The following is a 17,728-nucleotide window of genomic DNA, read 5'->3' as shown; positions in this document are numbered from 1 at the left end:
ACTCTCCCACATCGTGGTGGTAGGGGCGGCAAGACGGAGCTCTAATTTTTTATAACTATTAGCTTATTCGCCCCTGCCGTTATCATAAACATAAACGCCTTCCTTTAAAGACCCAATCATTTATTTGATTGGGTCTTTTTTTTTGGAATAAACTTAAAATCCTCACCAGCCTTGAGGTTGTTGCAGTCAAAACCACACTATCCATTTAAATTTTGATTGCTGTCCATTCCATTTTTTCTGATTAAGTCAGCTTCCTTTAGTACCTCTTTCAATTTTTAAGTAAGAATTTTTGATTAAATACTTAGACCGAGCTTGCACGAGGTGGTGCTTTGACCAGCATCACGGCGTAGGTTTGATAAGTAACATCTTTAATTTCGTCTTAAAATATCCCTTTATTACAAGGTGTACGGTTTCTTAGGGAATATGTTTACGATCCCATTAGGTTTTACATCAATTATTAAATAATTAATGTTTGACGGATGGAGCACTTTACATATATTGCATCAGCATAAAATATTTCCTTAAAATTAAATTTATGAAAAAAATTATCCTTCTATTATTTCTTGTTTCATTTAACTTTTATTCACAGAAAAATCTAAGCAATGCTTATGCCTACGATATTAGTAAACCTTATGAGGCAATTGATGGTGAAAAATACTTCTTTAGCTTTGACAAGGAAATTATAATGGTAAAGAGAGATAAACGGAATATTCTTATTCAGAAATTTTCTACAGATAAACCAACAGAACTTAAGCACACAGAGTATAAAATCAGTGATTTATTTCCGAAAAATGGGCTATTGGAAGGTATTGAGCAAATAGAAGATGTAATCTATGTTTTCTATTCTACCTATGAAGGAAGAGCAACATTGAATGAGCGCTTATTCGTTAAAAAAATAACTTTTAAAGAGGGTGTTTTTGAAGATGATTTTAACAAACAAATAATCAGTACCAACGGGAAAGTGAGGAGTAATCTACAATCTGAAAGAGCTTCGAGATTCACTTTTAATTATAGTTTCAACGGTAACGATAAGTTTCAAATTGTTAAATCAAATAATAGAATTGTTGCAAAATATACAAGAATCGATACAGATGATAACAAAGATCATGACGTAATTGGCTTTCAGGTTTTTGATAAAAATCTAGAAAAAATTTGGGGCGACGACTTTACCATGCCATATTCGGAAGACCAAATGGAACTCCTAGATTATACGATGGACGATAACGCCAACGTGTTTGCATTAATTAAAAAATACAAAGACGACAGTAAGAAGGACAAAAAAAATAGAAAAGATGAGTCTGCAAACTACCATATGGAATTATTTAAATATTCAAAGGATAGCAAGGATGCAGTAATTACGAAGATAGCAGTAGGAAGCAATTTTATTGAAGAAGTTAGAATTTTTAAAGGCCTGGAAAATACTATGTATTGCGGAGGATACTTTTCTAACGGAGAAAGAAAATCTGGAGTAAACGGTATTTTTTATTTTAAAATTGGAGCAGATGGCTCATTGGTTGATAAAAAAACCTTTGAAATACCTCTAGAATTTTTGAACCAATATGAAAGTAATAGTACTGAAAGGAAAAACAATAAGAGAGAAAATAAAGGTGAAGCAGATTATAAAAATTTAAACCTCAAAAAGATTTTCTTTCAAAAAGATGGATCAATTACATTTTTTGGTGAAGAGGTGTATTACAGAGAGGTTAACTCAAGAAATGGTTCGTACTACATATATCATGATGATGATATTTTGGTTTCGCAAATAGACGCTTCAGGAGCTTTAGATTGGACAGTTAAAATACCTAAAAGACAAATAAGCGGTTCTGGTGATTATGGAACCTCATTCTCTCATTTTTACAAAAATGAGAATCATTATGTCGTTTTCTTAGATAACGTTAAAAATATTGATCTTCCTCGAGATGAAGTGCCGGCAAAACACACCGATGGTCACGGAGGGTACTTAACTGCCGTAAAAATAGATAGTAACGGTCAATATACCAAAGGATCCATTTTAGACACTAGAAAAGCCAAGGGTAATTTAGAACTTTCCGGTTTTGATAAAGAAGCAATAATAGCAGATTCGGAAAATAATTTTTACATTGAATTTTCAGAAAGTAGGAAAGAAGATGTGCTGGTAAAAGTGGAAATAAAATAAGTGAATTTAAAAAATGGCTTTCATAATTGTATTTATTCCTTTAAATAAAAGATAGATGGCACCTGCACCGGCAATAATTCCGAAGAAAAGAAACACGTAGAACATATATGTTTCTTTGTTGAGAAAAGATAAAGTTAATAAATACGGACTTAAAAAGAGTAATGGCAATGCAAAAGCCATAAATTTCAATCCTTTTTTTAATACTTCAAAATCTGTGTGATCTTTACTCATTTCTAAAATTATTTATTGCTGTTCGAACATTTTTATGTTGCTCTAAAAGTCTTTTGGCGGCTTCTCTTGAAATATTCAATTCGGTCATAATCATACGTACACCGCGGTCTACGAGTTTATTATTACTCAGTTGCATATCAACCATTTTGTTGCCTTTTATGCGTCCCAATTGAATCATGGTTGCAGTCGAAATCATATTTAAAACTAATTTTTGAGCCGTCCCAGCTTTCATGCGTGAGCTTCCAGTAACAAATTCTGGACCTACTATCACAACCACCGAAAATTGTGCAGTTAATGCCAACGGACTCCCATCATTACAAGTTATGCAACCAGTAGGAATATTATTTTCATTGCATTTTTTTAATGCTGCAATAACATAAGGCGTAGTTCCGGATGCTGCAATACCAATTACAATATCTTTTTCTGATATATTTTCTTTTTGAAGATCGTCCCAGCCTTGATTTTCGGAATCTTCGGCAAATTCTACCGCCTTCCGAATGGCGATATCGCCTCCAGCAATTAAACCAATTACCAATTCGTGTGGCACGCCGAAGGTTGGCGGACATTCACTGGCATCCAAAATTCCCAAACGACCACTGGTTCCGGCGCCAATGTAGAATAATCTTCCACCTGCTTTTAATTTTTCAACTACCTTTTCCGTGAGTTTTTCAATTTGTGGCAGCGCTTTTTCAACTGAAATTGCAACTGTTTTATCTTCGTTATTTATATTTTGAAGTAATTCAGAAACACTCATTTTTTCCAAATGATTGTAGTTTGAATCCGATTCAGTTGTTTTGGTAAAGGCCATAATCAAAGTTACGATTTTGAGAGTAATGAATTATTGAACTGTATAATTAAGAGTAGAAACTTCCGAAATTCTAAAATACCCTAAAGGATAATTAGCAGGATTTGTTTCATTTATAATATTTCCGCGTACCGTTGCGGGCTGTGTTTCAAAAGGTCCGCCACCACCTCCCGTTTGTTGCAAAAGAATAAACATAAAGTTGTAATATGCTTCACTAACGCCATAAATATTGAATTGCACCTCGTCTCCCGGCACTATATCTTCCACCAAATAATATGCAAAAATGGTATTACCATCGAAAAATTCGTCGCTATAAACATCCAATTCGTCGCCTTTTTCTGAGAGTCCTTCAAAAAAGTAAAAGTTCTCATCGCCAGCTGGATCTGTAAAGTATGCTTTTAGTTCAATATCTTCTCCCGAAAAACCTCCATCATCGCGTTGCTCAACAAATTCTAAGGGAGAAACAGTGTAAAGTGTTTCTGTAGCTGTGTAGGTTTCATCTTTATACACTATAATCAATGTATAATCTATGTTTATTTGAAGCGTTATGTTTGATACGTAAACACCGTCTTGGGTATAATTAAAAGGATAAACCACACCATTTTCGTCTGTAACGGTGATATCTGCATCAGTAACATACGGCACATCATTGTCAAAATAGGGAGCAGTAGTGGTTAACCGAACCGCCGCACTAGTACCGCCATTGTCCCAAATATTAAGGTTTGCTTCCACAACGAGCCTTGGTGGAGCGTCATTAAGATCCAAATCAATAACGTCTTCACAAGAAGAAAATATTCCGAAGAAAATCACTACTAAAAATAGCTTCTTCATATTCTTAAAATTTAAAATTATAAGTTACCGAAGGGATTATCCCGAAAATTGAAAGTCGCACAGCCTCATTTTGGCTGATATCCGTATTTTCTCTGAACGAAATTGATGCCGCATTTTTACGGTTGTAAACATTATAAATGCTGAAAACCCATTCGCCTTTCCAACGCTTGGTGCTCTCTGGCTTTGGATTCCAAGTAGCCGAAAAATCTAAACGGTTAAATGTTGAAAGTCGGCTGCTGTTACGGGCTTCGTATACGGGAACGACTACACCATTATATTCATATTGCCCTTCAGGATAAGTGGTTGGTATTCCGGTTTGAAAAATAAAATTTGCGCCAAACGACCATTTTTTTGAAAGCTCATACTGTCCAGTAACTGAAATATCATGCGTTTTATCCCAGGGTGAATTATACCAAGCACCATTATTTATTCCACTTTCTACTTCAGTTCTTCCGGGAGTTCGCTGTTCACTTTTTGATAGTGTATAAGCAATCCAACCCTGAAGTTTTCCTCTATTTTTTTTGAAAAGAACTTCCAGTCCGTAAGCTCTGGCTTCCCCGCTTAATAAAATTTGTTCTACGGCATCGTTGGCTATCAAATCTGCATCGTCTACATAATCCAACCTGTTTTTCACTTCTTTGTAAAAAGTTTCCACCTCTAAAGAATAATTCCTGAAATTTCTGAAATACCCAAATGCTACTTGGTCTGCCAATTGTGGCTCGATATATTTACCGCTGGGTGCATAAATATCAAAAGGAGTGGGCGAAGTGGTGTTGCTAATTAAATGAATATACTGCGCCATCCTGTTGTAACTGGCTTTAATGGACGAGTCGTCATTTAATAAATAAGAAATTGCAAAACGCGGTTCTAAATTAGCAAAAGATTTTATGGTCTCACTTCGGCTGAAAGAAACCGTATCTATTGGCTTCCCTTTCTGATAAATATCTAAGTTTTCATTGTAAACTATTGGGTTGTCATTTTCATATAAAAACAACTGACCCTGTCCCAAACGATTAAAAGTTGATAATCGTAGCCCAGCCTGAACAGAGATTTTATCAGAAACTACTACTTCTGCATCAACATAAGCTGCGTTTTCAAAAGCGTATTTGTCTGTGAGTTTAAAAGGATTAATTCCAGAATCTTCGGTTGTTGGTGTTACATCGCCAGGATTGAATTTGTAATAAATACTGTTGATTCCGTAACGTAAATCGACGTTATTCGAAATGTAATGTGTGAAGTCATACTTCAAATTAAAATTTCGAATCCCACTGTCAAAATCGAATTCAACAAATTTCAATTCCAAACCGTAATAGTAATCTGAATAAATTAATGACAGATTTGAAAACAATTTATCTGAAAAAAGATGATTCCAACGAAGGTTTAAAGTTGTGTTTCCGAAGCTATTCGCAAAGCTATCAGATATTTCAAAAACATCTCTTCCGAAGTAACCCGATAAAAATAGACGGTTGTTTTCGTTAAGATTGTAACTAAGTTTAGCGTTTAAATCGTAAAAATAAGCAATGTTATCATTGTCGAATAGCGGCAAAAATAAATGTGCGTAACTACTTCGGCCTCCTACCAAAAATGAAGCCGTGTCTTTTTTAATCGGACCTTCTAAAAGCAATCTACTTGCTACCAAACCAATACCGCCACTAGCGTGATAATCGCGCTTGTTGCCGTCTTTTTGATAAATGTCTAAAACTGAAGAAATGCGTCCACCATAACGCGCTGGAATTCCACCTTTGTAAAGCGTCAAATCTTTAATAGCATCTGGATTGAAAACCGAAAAGAAACCAAACAAATGCGAAGAATTATAAAGCGTGGCTTCGTCTAACAATATCAAATTTTGATCGGCAGCACCTCCGCGAACGTTGAAACCGCTCGCTCCTTCGCCAGCACTAGTAACTCCGGGAAGTAGCGTTATTGCTTTAATAACGTCAACTTCGCCCAAAACCACAGGGATTTTTTTAATCGTAGTTGTGGAAAGTGTGTTTGCACTCATTTGCGTACTTCGCACATTGAGTCTTTCGCTGTTGGCTTCAATTACAACTTCGTCCAAACTTTCGGTATCTGTTAAAAGCGCTAAATCCTTTCTGAGATTTTCAGTAAGAGATACTTGAATTTTCTGAGTTGCGAAACCGATACTGCTGTACTCAATTTCATATTCGCCCTTTGCCAATGTAATTGAATAATAGCCGTACTGATTTGTTACCGTTCCTGTTTGGAGAGCAGGTATAATTACGTTTACACCTATTAGTGTTTCGCCCGAATCTGCTTCGGAAATGGTGCCGCTAATAGTGAACTTTTCTTGTGAAAAAGCAACTGCACTAATGAAGAAAAGGAAAAGTGACGCTATTTTTTTCAGTTGCATAAATATTTATGGGTAAAAAAAACCTCCAGCTATTGCTGAAGGTTTATAGACGGTTGTGGTATTTACTTAATTTCCGCTAGGATACTATTAAAAGTTTTGCTTGGTCGCATTGCCTCAGAAACGAGTTTTTCAGTTGGTTCATAATACCCACCAATATCTACTGAATGCCCTTGAATTGTTATAAGCTCGTCATTTATTTTAGCTTCGTTTTCTTTCAACCCTTTAGCAATTGGTGTAAATATTTTTTTCAAATCTTGATCTTTTTCCTGCTCTGAAAGTGCCTCAGCCCAATACATTGCCAAATAAAAATGACTTCCGCGATTGTCAATTTGGTTTACTTTTCGCGAAGGTGACTTGCTGTTTTCCAGATATTTTTCTGTGGCGTTATCCAAAGCGTCTGCTAAAACTATTGCTTTTGGGTTGTTGTTTTTAGTTCCCAAATGCTCAAGTGAAACTGCCAGCGCCAAAAATTCGCCTAAAGAATCCCAACGTAAGTGGTTTTCTTCCATAAACTGTTCAACGTGTTTTGGGGCAGAACCTCCGGCTCCAGTTTCAAACAATCCTCCGCCATTCATCAATGGAACTATAGAAAGCATTTTTGCACTTGTACCCAATTCCAAAATAGGGAAGAGGTCTGTTAAATAATCGCGAAGTACATTTCCTGTTACCGAAATAGTATCTTTTCCTGCTTTTACACGTTCTAAGGTATATTCTGTAGCTTCTTCCGGAGATAGAATTTGTATGTCTAAACCTTCAGTGTTGTGCTCTGGAAGGTATTTGTTTATTTTTTTAATTAGTTCGGCATCGTGGGCGCGATTTTCATCCAACCAAAAGATAGTAGGATTTCCAGTGGCGCGTGCGCGTTCAACAGCTAATTTTACCCAATCTTGTATTGGTAAATCTTTAGCTTGACACATTCTCCATATATCACCTTTTTCAACACTGTGCTCAATGATTACTTTTCCAGAAGCGTCTAAAACTTGAACTTTTCCATCAGCTGAGATTTCAAAAGTTTTATCGTGGCTACCGTATTCTTCAGCTTTTTGAGCCATTAAACCTACGTTAGGAACTGTTCCCATTGTAGTTGGATCAAAGGCTCCGTGTTTTTTGCAAAATTCAATCGTGGTTTCGTAAACACCGGCGTAGCTACTATCTGGAATTACTGCTTTTGTATCGCGGCTTTTTCCATCTGGTCCCCACATTTGCCCAGAATTACGAATCATAGCTGGCATAGAAGCATCCACAATTACATCACTTGGAACGTGCAAATTTGTAATTCCTTTATCGCTGTTTACCATTGCTAAATCTGGGTTCGCAGCCATAATATTTTTAATATCCTGAAGAATAGCATTTTTTTCAGTTTCACTTAATTCAGATAATTTGCTTTCCAAATCGCCCAAACCATTGTTTGCATCTACGCCTAGTTTTTTGAAAGTGTCGGCATATTTTTCAAATAAATCTTCAAAATAAACTTTCACCGCATACCCAAAAATAATCGGGTCGCTTACTTTCATCATGGTTGCTTTTAAATGTATAGAGAAAAGCACTTTCTTTTCTTTAGCATCCTTGATTTGTTCTTCTAAAAAGGAAACCAACGCTTTTTTGCTCAATACAGTAGCGTCAATAATTTCGCCTTTTAATACTTTTAAGTTGTCTTTTAAAACAGTTTTGTTTCCATCTTTTTCGACTAAAACAATATCCAAAGCATCATCTGCGCCCAGTGTAATTGATTTTTCGTTGTGAAAAAAATCGCCTTCCTGCATTGTAGACACGTGGCTTTTGCTGTCGCTGCTCCAAGCGCCCATACTGTGTGGGTGCTTTTTAGCGTAATTTTTTACAGCTTTTGGAGCACGACGATCACTGTTTCCTTCGCGAAGTACTGGGTTTACAGCACTTCCTTTTATTTTGTCGTATTTGGTTTTAATTGCTTTTTCTTCGGAAGTTTGAGGGGCATCTGGATAACTTGGAATTTCAAAACCTTTCTTTTGAAGTTCGGCAATAGCTTCGTTTAATTGTGGTACAGACGCACTAATATTCGGAAGTTTAATAATATTTGCTTCCGGAGATTTTGCCAGCTCGCCTAATTCGGTTAAATCATCCGTAACGCGCTGGTCTTCTTTTAGAAACTCTGGAAAAACAGCCAAGATTCTCGCGGCAAGCGAAATATCACGACTTTCTAATTTTATGTTTGCTGGTGAAGTGAAAGCTTTTACTATTGGTAAAAAAGAGTGGGTTGCCAAAGCCGGTGCTTCATCGGTTTTGGTGTATATAATTTTAGAAGTGTTTGTCATTGAAGTGTTTTTTGAAATAAAATAATTGAAATTTTAAGGAATGCAAATATAACGATTTGGCTGCTTTTTATTGGGAAGTTGACTCTTAATTATTTGGAAGGTTCAGCATAAAAGTGAAAATTTCGTAACGAATAACTGGAAGGTGTTAAAACAAGAAAAGCCATATCACTGTATAAATACATTGTGATATGGCTCCTTGTAAAGTAAATTGTTACCATCAATCCGTCAAGCGGAAACAAGGCAAGTTTATTATATGCTTGCAGATGTAATTTACTTACACGAGTTCGAATTTTTCTAGTTTCGCATTGCATTGAAGCAGTTGCGTCTTTTAAAAAAGCGACTCATAAACTTTTTCTGATCTCAGTACTAATAATCTAAAGATCTTGAGTACCTCAAACAATCAAAAAAAGAGTGTAAAGTATTTTCTTTTTACTTTTTCAGATCTAGAAACTATCATTCGTGAGAGGTTTAGCTTCGTGAACAATTTGAAAAAATAGTGTAAAAGAACGTTACTTTAGTTTATCAATTAAGCTGTTAGGCCGTTTTGATATTGCTAATATAAAGCAGATAAATTAAAAAGCAAGGATTTGTAGCCCTTTAGAAATGCACAGTTTACAAACAATGCTTATTAACATTTGTTCATAAAAAAAGCCCTGTAGATACAGGGCTTTTGAAGGTTTTCAACAAAGAGTAAACTATGAACGTTTTTCTTTGATACGGGCTTTCTTCCCGGTAAGACCTCTAAAGTAATAGATACGCGCTCTACGAACACTACCTTTTTTATTGATCTCAATTTTTTGAAGTGCTGGCATATTTACAGGGAATATACGTTCCACACCAACAGTACCACTAATTTTACGGATTGTAAAAGTTTTAGTAATACCTGATCCTTTAACTTGGATTACAACACCTCTAAAGAACTGAGTTCTTGTTTTTTCACCTTCACGGATTTCATAGTATACAGTAATTGTATCACCAGCTCCGAATTCAGGAAATTCTTTTTTTGTTACAAATTCGTCTTGAACAAATTTAATTAACTCTTCCATTTTGTTAATTTGATATAGTTTGAAATAAAACAACGTTCGCGGTTTTCGCCAGAGGTTGGATTAAGTGGGTGCAAAAGTAAGCAATTTATGTTATTAGACAACAAAAAATGTTGATTGTTATTTGTTTAAAGTTGTCTTTATTGCTGAGCCAGTATCCATTCAGCAATATCCTTAAGTACTTCAGGCGAAATGGTTTGCTCTATGCGAGCATACTCTTGTAAAGTTCCTGTTTTACACTCCTGAAACAAATGGTTTAGTTGCGGATAAGCTTTTAATGTGAAGTTTTTTGATGTATCATTATTCATTATTGCTTGTAAAGCACTTAGATTTTCTGTAGCAGGAACTTGCAAATCTTTTTCTCCATTTAAAGCAAATAGTGGGCAGTCAAGGTTTTCGATAGAATTCTTCGGATCGTATTTTATAAAAGTGCTGAGCCAAGGGCTGGAATAACTATCTACTAGTATTTTTTTGTAATAGGCTTCTGTCATTCCGTGTTCTGAAGCGAACTTCGGGTTTTTTACAAAATAATCAGAAGTGTATTTTTCTAAATTATACTTTAATGAATCGGCTTCAGAAGTGGTGATAATCTTCATTAGTCCCGCATCAAAGGCTAGTTCTTTGGAAATAAATTCTTCCAAAGAACCCATAGCTTGTAGCTGCATTTCCTTTTGACGAAGCATCAATTCGCTGCCAGGAATCATAACGCCAGCCATAGCGACAACAAAGGCAACATCATTATTTTCAGAAGCTACTAAAGGACCAATTACACCACCTTCACTGTGACCAATCAATCCTATTTTTTTAGGATTAATTTCCTTTCTAGTTTTTAAATAATCAATTGCAGCCGTAACATCTTTGGCAAAATCTACTGAAGTTGCCTTTGAAAAATCGCCTGTAGATTCGCCAAAACCTCTGTCGTCGTAGCGCAACACTGCAATGCCGTGGTTTGTGAGATAATCTGCCAATACCCAAAATGGTTTGTGTTCAAAAATTTCTTCATTTCTATCCTGTGGACCACTTCCTGTAATAAGGATGACGCTTGTAAAATCGCTTCCTGTTTTTGGAAAGGTGAGCGTGCCTGCCAATGTAACACTGTCTTGAATGTTTGTGAACGATACTTCCTCAACAGTATATTCAAAGGGAGGTTCGGGGGTTTGGGGTCGGTTTAATTTTCCTTGTGCAAAAAAACTTGTGGAAATCATCAGCAAAACAATTATAGCAGCCAGTTTTTTGAATTGCATATAGGAATGCGCTATCGGAATCAATGTAATAATTGCTGTAATTATTAAAAATACGGTAAGTGCCGTTTGTTCATTAAATATAAAGCTTGAAAAAATTATCAGTAATCCTCCAATGACCCATAATTTACCTCCTAATTTGTGGGTGCTTTTCCAGACTGTCTCGTTTTCTAAAGTCCACGGGGTTCTGATGCCTACAAAATAATTAGGTTTTATCGTTTTGAAATAATTCCCCAACAAAACGAAGAAGACACCTAAAATTATGAATAAAAAGTTTGGATTACCCAGCGATTCCTCTTTTATGGAATATATAATATAAGTGAATAGTACTGTTATAAATAACGTAGTTATTAGCCTGATACTATAATATTTATTCCCCATTGCATCAACACGTTTCTTTGGGTCGATTTTCGGAATGAAAAGAAATAAGGCGTAAAGAGCTAAAGGAATTAACCCAATAATAAGCAATTCCATTTTGCTGCCGTACCGATTTACAGTTCCATCTATACCCCATTGTAAAGGGACTTTTGCGGGTAATGTATTCCAAACATAGGCTATAAATGCAGCCGGAAAAACTGAAAACAAAAGCAGCGGAAGTTCTTTTTTTAAATTGAATTTCATGATTATTATTTTTTGAGGGTTAGTAGCCAAGTAAAAACATCGTCGAGAATTGTGGTATTTATTGAATAGTGAATAAACTGTCCCTTTTTCTCGCCTACAATTAAATCTGCGCGTTGTAAAATATCCAAATGATGCGAAATGCTGGGTTTTGAAATGCTGAAGTTGTCTGCTATTTCACCTGCCGTCAAGTCTTCTTTTTTCAGTAATTCCAGTATTTCCCTTCGAGTATCATCGTTTAGCGCTTTGAAAATATCTTTCACAATTCGTTTAGTTATTTAGACAAATATCTAAATACTTTTTGTTATTTACAAATTTATAATTAAAATGCGCGCGATTAATCGCACGCATTCAGTGTTTTAAAGTGTTTTCACAGAAGTAAATAGGGGTGAAGGGAGTAGTCTCGATAGAATATGTTTGGTCTTCAACTTATATGAGTTTTAACTAATTCCTTAATTCGAGGGAATTCTATTCCAACAAATCTGGCCTGCGTTCTTTAGTGCGTTTGTACGCTTGATCTTCGCGCCATTCCTCGATTTTGCCAGTGTTACCGCTTGTAAGTATTTCTGGAACCGTCCAACCTTTGTATTCTGCTGGGCGGGTGTAAATTGGTGGCGCCAATAAGTTATCTTGAAAAGAATCTGTTAATGCACTTGTTTCATTCCCCAAAACACCCGGAATCAAACGGATAATTGCATCGCAAACCAAAGCAGCTGCCAATTCACCACCGCTTAAAACGAAATCGCCAATTGAAATTTCACGGGTTATAAAATGATCGCGCACGCGTTGGTCCACTCCTTTATAATGTCCGCAGAGAATAATAATGTTTTCTTTAAGTGAAAGCTCGTTCGCCTTGTGTTGGTTAAAAGTTTTGCCATCGGGTGTCATATAGATTATTTCGTCGTAATCTCTTTCGGCTTTTAATTCTGTAATACATTTATCGATGGGTTCAATCATCATTACCATTCCCGCGCCGCCACCAAATTGGTAGTCGTCTATTTGCTTGTAGTTGTTTGTGGAATAATCACGAAGGTTGTGAGTATGCACTTCAACCAGCCCTTTTTCAATGGCGCGTTTTAAAATTGAAGCTTCAAATGGACTTTGAATTAATTCGGGTAATACGGTTATTATGTCAATTCGCATTATAGTATTTCTTTTTTCAGTGAGCATTGGTCAATTGAACCATTTACGTAGTTAACTCCATTTAGAAGTTCTTAGAGTTTGGTGAGATGGTCCAATGCAATAAAGTTTAAAAGGTAAAAATACGCTAATTGAAACATATTATACTTCCCAAGTATAATGATTTACGTGAACGTCATTTTTCCAACCTAGTTTTTTATAAAGCGTTTGGGCGGGATTGTCGGCATTAGTTTCTAAAGTGATTCCTTTGCTACCTTCTTTTATAGCGAACTGCTTTGCGCGTTCAATCAACGCTTTGCCAACGCCTTGTTTTCTTGCTTCTGAAATAACAAATAAATCGTTCAAGATATAGGTTCGTTGCATAGAAACTGAAGAAAAACTTGGGTAGAGTTGTGTAAAACCTAATGCGTTATCAGACGAATCTAAACACAGAAATATTATAGAATCTTGCTTTATGAATCTTTCTTCTAGAAACGCCCAAGCTGCTTCAAAGTTTGAAGCTTGTTTATAAAAAACACGATAACCATTAAATAAAGGTACGAGTTGTTCGAGATTTGAAATTGTTGCTGTAATTACTTTCATATAAAATAATTTATAACTAACCTTTCTTTGCTTGGCGTTCTTTTTTTCGTTGCTCGCGCTCTTTTTTTCGAAGATCGCGTTTTTGTTCGCGGGTAAGATTTTCACTTTTAAGGGCATCTTTAAAATTGATATCATTATCAACATCGCCTGTAAATGCTTTAATCCAAGCATTGCCAAAAATATTTATAACGGTAGGCCAAACACCAGCTTCAACACTAGTTAAATCGCCCTCGAATGGCACTTTTGTGGCAAGCGTATCTGTGCCTTGGTTTTTCAGGATAAATTTGAAAAAACCAGCAAAGCCTTCCCATAAAATTTCAAGGAAACCATCTTCTTTTCCTATCAATTTAGTATCGGTTAAAAGTGGTTTTACATAGCCAACCATATAGCCGTCTGCTATGGCAACTTCGCTATAAATACTAAATATGCCTTTATTAAAATCGAGGCCTGCGTAATAATTTGTGAAATCGTTTAAAGCGGTTGCATCTGCATTTTCAAGTGAAAAGGAAAGATCCATATCTGGAATTTCCTTCACCAAATTCATATTTCCTTCCAGAGCAACTTTTCCATTGCCAATTGAAACGCCTGTGGCGCGAATGGGTGAGGGGAGAATGCGGCCTTTTTCTACAACATTGCGAAGGTTATCGGCGGTGAGTTCTAGTTTATCTATTTGTAAATCGATATTGGGCTCTGCGGAAAGCTGTACAAATGCCACTTTACCGTCGTGGACTTCAAAATGGTTGATGTCTATTGGAACAATTTCTGTCAAAGCTTTGGTCCAATCTTCTACATTTGCATCGCCACTTTCTTCCTTTTGGTCTTCAAAAACGTAAATAACCTCGGGGCTGGTCATTATTATTTCGCTTACAATTTTACCTTTAAAGAGAGATTTCCACTCGATGGAAATATCACTTTTTGGAAAACTGAGAAACGGAACTTGCGATTCTGCAGTACCTTTATTAAGATACATACCATTAATTACATAAGCTCCGCGATAAAGCGAAATATCAATGTCATCCACTTGACCGTAGTAGCCTGGAATGTCTGCCAAGACTTTATTTATATTATTTTTTACAAGTGTTGGAAGGTATAATCGAAAGGCGATGAGCAGAATTAAGATTATAATAGGAACGGTGTAGCGTTTCTTTTTAAAGCCTCTTTTAGATTTTGTTTCCGACATTTTAGGTGCTAAATAATTTGAACAAATGTGATTCAATGCACGGAGAATTTCAGTTAATGAAGTCATAAAAAAAATTCCCGCGCAGGCGGGAATCTCTCTTTTTAAAGATCATTGAATAGATTTACATACTGCAATTACCGTCTATGATGTCTTGTTTTGTTGGGTTGTAGGCGTTGTTTTCTGCTTGCAAAATGTTTAAATCTCCATTGATGCATAAATTAGTTAAAGCACAAAAATCTGAAAGATTAGAATTTTGCCTTGCTCTAAATGATTGAGAAACTCGTAAAAGGTTTTCTAATCCATTTAGACTTAGCAGATTTTCATTTTCATCGATAGTTACTTTTCCTATGTTAGTAATTTGTTGTAAGCCGAATAAATTTCTCAAAGAAACGTTATGAAGTATAGAAAGTTCATCGTCGAGACCGATGGTTGACTCGAGTCCATCAATATTTTCTAATGTGTGATTATAACGTATATTAATTGACTTAGTCACCTGTATATTTGCCAAACCATCAATATTTTCTAGAGAACTGTTCTGGAAAAAGTCCAAACTTGACATATTGGCATTCAAATTACTAAGGCCATTTAAATTTCTTAGTAAATGATTATTCCATAAAGTGAAAAAGACGTCTTCACCTGTTAAATTTCTTAAATTAGAAAGGCCATCTATATTTGTCAGAACACTGTTATTTTGAAGATGTAGAGTATAGCCGATAGAAGTCAGGTTACTTAGCCAATCTACATTGGTCATTGAATGACAAGCAACTAAATAAAGCCCCATGTCAAGGGAAGTTAATTGACTTAAACTTGATAAATCAGACAATGCATTGTTAGTTAATAATTGCAGATACTGAGCAGAGATTAAACCTTCGAGTCCATCTAGGTTTTCCAAATGTTTATTCTCAGAAACGATGAGTCCTTCTCCAATGTGAGTAACACCCAGTCCTGTCGTGGATATTAAGTCGGGGTTGTTACGTATTTTTAAATTAGCATCAACCGTTTTTATGCTTCCAAGTGGAGATAAATCAGAAATATCTGTTGTATAGCCTTCATATGGAGTTCCGATATATAGTGTACCCATAATTCTTGTATATTGATTAGCTCCAAAAAGGTTTACATCTTCTTGTGTCCATAAACGGATATAAGGTAATTCATAGATATTTTGCTCATTCAAAGAAATGGTAACTGTGGCATTTTCAGAAATAGCTCCATTTGAAACTTGCACTGTCCCAGTAATTGTGGGATTTGTTTCAAAATCGAAAAGAGTTTCATCAGCAACTTTTAATTCCCCCGAAGCGGAATCAATAATAAATGCCCCAGCCGGGTTCTGTGCTCTAATTGAAAAAGTAATGGCGCCTTCATTAGTGCTTCCTTGAACGGTTCCGATTATTTGCCCGTTGGTTGGGTTTTCATCCATTGAGGTTGAAAAGTCTTCTGTCGAAACTGTTACGGGTGTTTCTTGCTGAGTTATTTCGTCGCTGTCTTTTGAACAAGAAACAAATATGAAAATTGAAAAAAATAACAATATTGGATAATAGGGTTTTTATAGGAATCTCATAATCGAAAAAATTTAGAACAGGTATAAATATAAAAAAATCCTGTTACCGCGGCAACAGGATTTTTCCTATTTCATTAAAATACTAAATTACTAGTAATAAGTAAATCGTCTAACTTGTGCAATATACTTGGCCAAGCGAATTACTTGGTGGCTGTAACCGTACTCATTATCGTACCAAACATAAAGTACGATATTTTTTCCATCTTCGGTAACGATTGTAGCGTTGCTGTCATAAATAGAAGGTGAGCAAGAACCAACGATATCGCTAGAAACCAATTCATTATTCATAGAATATTGAATCTGCTCTACCAAATCGCCTTCCAAAGCGTATTTTTTCATTGTAGCGTTAATATCATCTTTTGAAGTTGGTTTTGCTACCTCAAGATTTAAAACCACTAATGAACCGTTTGGAACAGGAACACGAATCGCGTTACTGGTAAGTTTACCTGCTAAAATAGGCAATGCTTTTGCAACGGCGCTTCCAGCACCAGTTTCAGTAATTACCATATTTAATGCTGCAGCACGACCACGACGGTACTTGCTGTGCATATTATCTACCAAATTCTGGTCATTTGTATAGGCGTGAATTGTTTCCAAATGCCCACGAACTACTCCGTAGGTATCCTCAACGGCTTTCAAAATAGGTGTAATGGCATTGGTAGTACAAGAGGCTGCCGAGAAGATATCGACCGTATTTGGATCGTATTCGTTTTGGTTTACACCGTGAACGATATTTGGAACGCCTTTTCCAGGAGCGGTAAGCAATACTTTTGCCGCACCTTTCGCTTTTAAATGGCGGCTTAATTCTTTATCATCGCGGAAAGCACCGGTGTTATCAATAATTAACGCATCGTCAATTCCGTATTTTGTATAATCTATGTCTTCAGGATTGTTTGCTGAAATTATGTGAACGGTAGTTCCATTAATAATCAACGCACTGTTTTCAAGGTCTGTACGTACAGTTCCAGGGAAATCTCCGTGAACAGAATCGTACTGAAGCAATGAAGCTCTTTTGTCTAAAACGGTCTGATCCATTTTACCACGAACCACAATAGCACGAAGGCGAAGTTGATTGCCCCCTCCAGTTCGGGTCATAAGCTCACGAGCCAATAAACGCCCAATACGGCCAAAACCGTATAGCACTACGTCTTTTGGAACTACTGTTTTTGCTTCCTTGGCATTTTTCAATTTATCTGAAACGAAAGCCAAAGCATTTGAATACTTATCGTCTTCCAAATGGAATTCATACGTAAGTTTCCCGATGTCCAGTTTTGCTGGCGGAAGATCCAAAGTTTTGATTGCCTGCGCAATTTCCACAGAATCGAAAATTGAAATTGGTTTTTGAACGAATTCACCTGCATATTCATGAAGGTTCAAAATTTCACTCACATTGCGGTCTATAAGTTGGTTGCGGAAAAGTACCAGTTCAATGGACTTGTCGTACCAAAGGTCGCTAATGATTTTAATAAATTCTACTGAAGCTTTTCGGCGGTCAGTTTGAAAAGACAGTTCTTTTTCATAAACGTCATCAAAACTCATAAGGATAGATTTTTTAGGTCCGCGTATTCTTTAATGCTTAGCAAGTAGAAGTACGAGGAGAGCGTTAAAATTTGGCGCAAAAATACTTATTTTCATCGTCTTGGGGAAATAAAAACCTAAAATAAAAACGCCGCTGAAAGTTT

At 36.0% G+C, this 17,728-nt stretch carries 14 protein-coding genes; 1 reads left to right on the top strand and 13 read right to left on the bottom strand.

Annotation, left to right across the window (positions count from 1 at the left end; genetic code table 11):
* The first annotated feature begins 535 nt into the window (after positions 1–535).
* Positions 536–2,155 (top strand): hypothetical protein, encoded by a 1,620-nt coding sequence (locus tag AC3RVF_RS08440; RefSeq protein ID WP_489693173.1) that lies wholly within the window; start codon positions 536–538, stop codon positions 2,153–2,155.
* Positions 2,156–2,161: 6 nt separating this feature from the next.
* On the opposite strand, the gene AC3RVF_RS08435 is transcribed toward AC3RVF_RS08440, so the two are convergent.
* The 13 genes from AC3RVF_RS08435 to AC3RVF_RS08375 form a co-directional block, all read right to left on the bottom strand.
* Positions 2,162–2,386 carry a DUF6095 family protein gene (locus AC3RVF_RS08435; protein ID WP_489689372.1) on the bottom strand — a complete coding sequence of 75 codons (225 nt, stop codon included), beginning with the start codon at positions 2,384–2,386 and terminating at the stop codon, positions 2,162–2,164.
* Entirely contained in the window at positions 2,379–3,194 is an 816-nt protein-coding gene (murQ, locus tag AC3RVF_RS08430; protein WP_489689373.1) for an N-acetylmuramic acid 6-phosphate etherase, read from the bottom strand. The genes AC3RVF_RS08435 and murQ overlap by 8 nt, the downstream gene beginning before the upstream one ends.
* Before the next feature lie 30 nt (positions 3,195–3,224).
* A complete protein-coding gene (locus tag AC3RVF_RS08425) occupies positions 3,225–4,022 on the bottom strand; it encodes a DUF4249 domain-containing protein (RefSeq protein ID WP_489693172.1) in 798 nt (265 codons plus the stop codon).
* Between the two features lie 4 nt (positions 4,023–4,026).
* Positions 4,027–6,393, bottom strand: coding sequence for a TonB-dependent receptor (locus AC3RVF_RS08420; protein ID WP_489693171.1), 2,367 nt, complete (start codon positions 6,391–6,393; stop codon positions 4,027–4,029).
* Between the two features lie 62 nt (positions 6,394–6,455).
* Positions 6,456–8,684 (bottom strand): NADP-dependent isocitrate dehydrogenase, encoded by a 2,229-nt coding sequence (locus AC3RVF_RS08415; RefSeq protein WP_489693170.1) that lies wholly within the window; start codon positions 8,682–8,684, stop codon positions 6,456–6,458.
* A 695-nt stretch (positions 8,685–9,379) separates the two neighbouring features.
* Complete coding sequence (gene rplS / locus AC3RVF_RS08410; RefSeq protein ID WP_489689377.1) at positions 9,380–9,730, bottom strand: 50S ribosomal protein L19; 351 nt, start codon at positions 9,728–9,730, stop codon at positions 9,380–9,382.
* Between the two features lie 137 nt (positions 9,731–9,867).
* Positions 9,868–11,589, bottom strand: coding sequence for an alpha/beta fold hydrolase (locus AC3RVF_RS08405; protein WP_489693169.1), 1,722 nt, complete (start codon positions 11,587–11,589; stop codon positions 9,868–9,870).
* Between the two features lie 5 nt (positions 11,590–11,594).
* On the bottom strand, positions 11,595–11,849 hold the full coding sequence (locus tag AC3RVF_RS08400) for an autorepressor SdpR family transcription factor (protein WP_489689379.1): 255 nt from the start codon (positions 11,847–11,849) through the stop codon (positions 11,595–11,597).
* 205 nt (positions 11,850–12,054) lie between these two features.
* Positions 12,055–12,729 (bottom strand): tRNA (guanosine(37)-N1)-methyltransferase TrmD, encoded by a 675-nt coding sequence (gene trmD / locus AC3RVF_RS08395; protein ID WP_489690119.1) that lies wholly within the window; start codon positions 12,727–12,729, stop codon positions 12,055–12,057.
* Positions 12,730–12,867: 138 nt separating this feature from the next.
* Entirely contained in the window at positions 12,868–13,308 is a 441-nt protein-coding gene (locus AC3RVF_RS08390; protein ID WP_489693168.1) for a GNAT family N-acetyltransferase, read from the bottom strand.
* A 16-nt stretch (positions 13,309–13,324) separates the two neighbouring features.
* A complete protein-coding gene (locus AC3RVF_RS08385) occupies positions 13,325–14,488 on the bottom strand; it encodes a DUF748 domain-containing protein (RefSeq protein ID WP_489693167.1) in 1,164 nt (387 codons plus the stop codon).
* A gap of 121 nt (positions 14,489–14,609) precedes the next feature.
* Positions 14,610–15,905 (bottom strand): cadherin repeat domain-containing protein, encoded by a 1,296-nt coding sequence (locus tag AC3RVF_RS08380; protein WP_489693166.1) that lies wholly within the window; start codon positions 15,903–15,905, stop codon positions 14,610–14,612.
* Between the two features lie 231 nt (positions 15,906–16,136).
* Positions 16,137–17,585: a glyceraldehyde-3-phosphate dehydrogenase gene (locus AC3RVF_RS08375; RefSeq protein ID WP_489689386.1), complete on the bottom strand. Its 1,449-nt coding sequence runs from the start codon at positions 17,583–17,585 to the stop codon at positions 16,137–16,139.
* Positions 17,586–17,728 lie beyond the last annotated feature (143 nt).

Source organism: Aequorivita sp. IT1183 (assembly GCF_058068265.1).
This window is presented reverse-complemented; position numbering and strand designations above follow the sequence as displayed.

Excerpts from the sequence above, each read along its gene's own strand:
- AC3RVF_RS08390 (WP_489693168.1), bottom strand. The coding sequence starts at position 13,308 with ATGAAAGTAATTACAGCAACAATTTCAAATCTCGAACAACTCGTACCT.
- murQ (WP_489689373.1), bottom strand. The coding sequence starts at position 3,194 with ATGGCCTTTACCAAAACAACTGAATCGGATTCAAACTACAATCATTTG.
- AC3RVF_RS08415 (WP_489693170.1), bottom strand. The coding sequence starts at position 8,684 with ATGACAAACACTTCTAAAATTATATACACCAAAACCGATGAAGCACCG.
- AC3RVF_RS08405 (WP_489693169.1), bottom strand. The coding sequence starts at position 11,589 with ATGAAATTCAATTTAAAAAAAGAACTTCCGCTGCTTTTGTTTTCAGTT.
- AC3RVF_RS08420 (WP_489693171.1), bottom strand. The coding sequence starts at position 6,393 with ATGCAACTGAAAAAAATAGCGTCACTTTTCCTTTTCTTCATTAGTGCA.
- AC3RVF_RS08440 (WP_489693173.1), top strand. The coding sequence starts at position 536 with ATGAAAAAAATTATCCTTCTATTATTTCTTGTTTCATTTAACTTTTAT.
- AC3RVF_RS08380 (WP_489693166.1), bottom strand. The coding sequence starts at position 15,905 with ATGGATGAAAACCCAACCAACGGGCAAATAATCGGAACCGTTCAAGGA.
- rplS (WP_489689377.1), bottom strand. The coding sequence starts at position 9,730 with ATGGAAGAGTTAATTAAATTTGTTCAAGACGAATTTGTAACAAAAAAA.
- AC3RVF_RS08375 (WP_489689386.1), bottom strand. The coding sequence starts at position 17,585 with ATGAGTTTTGATGACGTTTATGAAAAAGAACTGTCTTTTCAAACTGAC.
- AC3RVF_RS08425 (WP_489693172.1), bottom strand. The coding sequence starts at position 4,022 with ATGAAGAAGCTATTTTTAGTAGTGATTTTCTTCGGAATATTTTCTTCT.
- trmD (WP_489690119.1), bottom strand. The coding sequence starts at position 12,729 with ATGCGAATTGACATAATAACCGTATTACCCGAATTAATTCAAAGTCCA.
- AC3RVF_RS08435 (WP_489689372.1), bottom strand. The coding sequence starts at position 2,386 with ATGAGTAAAGATCACACAGATTTTGAAGTATTAAAAAAAGGATTGAAA.
- AC3RVF_RS08385 (WP_489693167.1), bottom strand. The coding sequence starts at position 14,488 with ATGTCGGAAACAAAATCTAAAAGAGGCTTTAAAAAGAAACGCTACACC.